Raw genomic sequence first — 3,558 nt, 5'->3', positions numbered from 1 at the left:
GGGTGCAGGGGTGGACGAGGGTGTCGCGGAGGCCGGAGCGGCCGGCGCGCCACATCGCCAGGCGCATCAGGTCGGCGCGGACCGGGTCGGGGGGCTCGCCGGCGTGCCAGGCGTCGGCGGCGGTGTCGACCAGTGCGCGGACGAACGCGGCCATCAGCACGGCGTCGTCGGCGTGCAGGCAGACGTCCGGCACCCGGATCTCCACGGTCGGGTAGTGGCGGGAGAGGCGGGCGTCGAAGTAGATCATGCCCTCGTCCACGAGTGCGCCGGTGGCCAGGAGGGCCTCGACCGTCGTGCGGTATCCGTCGGCCGTGCCGAACAGTTCCGTGGGGCCGCTGGACGGCCAGCGGCTCCACACCTGGTGCCGCCAGCTGTCGTAGCCGGTGTCGGCGCCCTGCCAGAACGGCGAGTTCGCGCTGAGGGCGAGCAGTGGCGGCAGCCAGGGGCGGATGCGGTCCAGGACGGCGACGCCCTCGTCCGGGGAGTCGATGCCGACGTGCACGTGGCAGCCGCAGGTGAGCTGCTCGGCGGCGGTGGGGCCGTAGGCGTCCGCCATCCGCAGGTAGCGGTCCGAAGGGGTCAGCGAGGGGTGGACGCTCACCGGCGACGTGGCGAGGGCGGCGATGGAGACGCCCACCCCGGCCGCCGACTTCGCCGCCGCGAGGCGGGCCGACCGGACGTGGTCGGACAGCTCGCCGAGCGACGCGCAGACCGGCGTCGCGGTTTCGAGCTGCTCGCGCTGCAGCTCGGTCTCCAGGGATTTCGACCGCCGGCCGCCCGTCAGGAACAGTTCGTCGTGGCGCCGCGCGTAGCGGATGACGGAACCGGAGACGGCCTGCGGCGCACCGCTCGCCGGGTCGACGAGGAGCAGTTCCTCCTCCACCCCGAGCGTGCGCGGCCCCGTGTGCACAGTCACCAGGGTCTCCTTCCCGGGAGTGCACGGATGTACATCGCGGGAAGGGATCGTCCTGGTCACACGGCCGGGCCTAGATTTGACCTAGCGCTTGGTCGAAAGGTGGTGGTATGTCCTATCTCGTTGGCCAGTGGGCCGCCGGAGCCGTCGGCAGGCGGACGCTCCGGGGCATCATCGAGCACCCGGAGCTGGAACTCGCCGGCGTGGTGACCGACGATCCTCGGCAGGCGGGCGTGGACGCCGCCGAACTGGCCGGAACCGGCCGGCGGCTGGGCGTGCTCGCGACCGATGATCCCGCCGCGCTGCTGGCCAGGCGGCCGGACGTCGTCTGCCATACGGGCGGATCTGCTGACGATCTGTGCCGGGTCCTGGCGGCGGGGGCCGGTGTGGTGTCGAACGTCCTGCCGGCGTTGGTGGATCCGCCGTCGGCTGATCAGAGCCTTGTTCGCAGGCTCCGTTCTGCTTGCGCGATGGGTGAGGCCGCCTTTCTCGCTGTGGGGCCCGGGCTGGTCGGGGACGTGCTTCCGGTGCTGCTCAGCGGGGCCTGCCGGCGGATCGACGGGATCAAGGTCACCGAGTTCCGGTGCGGGGACGGCGGACGGGTCGGGTTCGGGGCGCCGATCGGGCGGCGGCCGGCTGTTGTCAGGGCCGGGGCGCCGGGGCGGCGGTGGGGGCCCGTGGTCCGGCTGATCGCGCGGCAGCTGGCCGTTCCGCTGGACGATCTCACCGAGGCCTATGAGATTTGCGCGGCGCCGGAGGCGTTAGATGTGGCCGGTGGGCGGATCGAGAAGGGCGCCTTGGCCGGCTTGCGGTTCCAAGTTTCGGGGGTGTTGCAAGGGAGGCCCGTGATCACCGTGGAGGATGTCGTCCGGGCGCGGGCGGATCTCGCCCCGCACTGGCCCGCGCCGCCCTTCGGGGAGGCGGGCGGCTACCGCGTCGAGATCGCCGGGGAGCCGGGCGCGCGGATGGACCTCGCCGCCCCCGGGGGCGCCCACGCGGCGGCGCTGCGCATGGTCAACGCCGTCCGGGCGGTCGCCGAGGCACCGCCCGGCCTGCACACTCCGCTGACCCTGCCGGTGTTCACCGGGCGGCGTCTGCTCCGCTGAGCCAGCCGGCGAGCAGCGTCCCGGTCTCCTCCAGGCGGTCGACGTACAGCATGTGGCCGGCCTCGATCTCGCTGATGGCGAGCCTTGGGCCGAGCGCCGCGCGGCAGTCCACGACGAACTCGGGCCGGACGAGGTCGGCGCGCGTCGCGATGACCAGGTGGGTGGGGACGTCCGCCGGCGGCGTCAGGTGCGGGCGGGCCATCTCCGAGTACGCGGTCACCACCGCCGCCGGCTCGAACCGCCACCGCAGCCGGCCGTCGGGGGAGAGTTCGAGGTGCTCGGCGACCTCCTCGTCCACGGCGTCGCCCGGCGCCTCGGACCAGCGCTCCGCCCGGTAGGCGCGGGCCTCCGCGACGTCGCCGAACGACACGGGGGTCAGGTAGCCGCGGGCCTGCCGCGCCGCCTCCTGCGGGGTGAGCCCGATCGCCGGGTCGAGCAGGACGAGCCGCCGCACCCGCCGCGGCGCCGTCCGCGCCAGGTGCACCGCGATCATGCCGCCGTAGGAGTGCCCGACGAGGTCGGCGCGCTCGATGCCCTCCGCGTCCAGCAGGGCCAGGACGTCCGCGACGTGCCGCTCGATCGTCCACGGCGGCTCGGCCGGCGACCGCCCGTGCCCGCGCAGGTCGGGCGCCAGGACGGAGCGGTCCGCCAGGTAGGACTCCGCCGTCCGCCGCCATCGCGCGCCATGCCCCGTGACCCCGTGCAGCAGGACGACGGGCTCGCCCGCCGGGTCTCCATATCGATGCACATGCAACGCCGCGTCCGTCATGGAGTGAAGCGTATGCGCGAAGTGGGCCGTCCCGGACGTCCTTCACCGGCCACGGCGGTGACCGCTCAGGGCCGTTCCCACCGGACGGAGCTCAGCGCCAGCAGGGCGACATGGAACGACACGCACGACTCCACGTCGTCGAGGTCGGCGTCGAGGACGCGCTCGATGCGGCGCAGCCGCTCGTAGAAGGCGGGACGCGACAGGTGCGCCTGCTGCGCCGCGACGGCCTTGTTCCGGCCCGATTCGAGGTAGAGCTCCAGGATGCGGGTGAGGTCGCTGCCGCGCTGCGCGTCGTACTCCAGCAGCGGCCCGAGTTCGCGTTCGACGAACGTCTGGACGCGGGCGTCGTCGCGGAGCAGATGCAGGAGGCCGCGAAGGCGCAGGTCGGGGAGCCGGTAGAACAGGCGGGCGCCGGAGCCGCGGGCGGCGACGTCGGCGACCTGCTCGGCCTCCAGGAACGAGCGGCGCACGTCCTGGATCGTCTCCACCACCGACCCGGCCGCCATCACCGTGCCACCGGACTGCTTGCGGATGCGCGTCGCGACCTCGGTGAGCGCCGTCGCCGCGTCCGCGCGGGCGGGCAGCGAGGCGAGGACGCCGACGCGGGCGTGCGGGCCGCCCTCGTCCAGCACGCCGACGCGCGCGGGCCGGCGGGCGGCCTTGAGCGGCGCCAGCCGTCGCGGCGAGCGCGGACAGCGCCCCGACCGACGGCGACGGGCGTGTCCGGGGCCCGCGTGCCGCGACCACCCGCCCCACCGCCGGGGGGCCGA

4 protein-coding genes are annotated in these 3,558 nt (G+C 74.6%); 1 reads left to right on the top strand and 3 read right to left on the bottom strand.

Translation table 11 applies throughout. The features are described 5' to 3' along the window. On the bottom strand, nt 1–916 hold a 916-nt coding region (locus HUX53_RS01935), incomplete at its 3' end, for a glutamate--cysteine ligase (RefSeq protein ID WP_309236999.1). Between the two features lie 107 nt (nt 917–1,023). On the opposite strand from HUX53_RS01935, the gene HUX53_RS01930 reads away from it, so the two are divergent. Next, nucleotides 1,024–2,019, top strand: a complete 996-nt coding sequence (locus HUX53_RS01930; protein WP_176401446.1) for a dihydrodipicolinate reductase — start codon at nt 1,024–1,026, stop codon at nt 2,017–2,019. Here HUX53_RS01930 and HUX53_RS01925 read toward each other — a convergent pair. Together HUX53_RS01925 and HUX53_RS01920 are read right to left on the bottom strand one after the other, a co-directional pair. Next, on the bottom strand, nt 1,994–2,788 hold the full coding sequence (locus HUX53_RS01925; protein ID WP_176401445.1) for an alpha/beta fold hydrolase: 795 nt from the start codon (nt 2,786–2,788) through the stop codon (nt 1,994–1,996). The genes HUX53_RS01930 and HUX53_RS01925 overlap by 26 nt on opposite strands. Before the next feature lie 65 nt (nt 2,789–2,853). Then, the coding region (locus HUX53_RS01920; RefSeq protein WP_176401444.1) for a CdaR family transcriptional regulator at nt 2,854–3,558 on the bottom strand (705 nt) is incomplete at its 5' end.

This window comes from Actinomadura sp. BRA 177, from assembly GCF_013372625.1.
Classification (GTDB): Bacteria; Actinomycetota; Actinomycetes; order Streptosporangiales; family Streptosporangiaceae; genus Spirillospora.
Note: the sequence above shows the minus strand (reverse complement) of the source record. Positions and strands in the feature narration are given on the sequence as shown.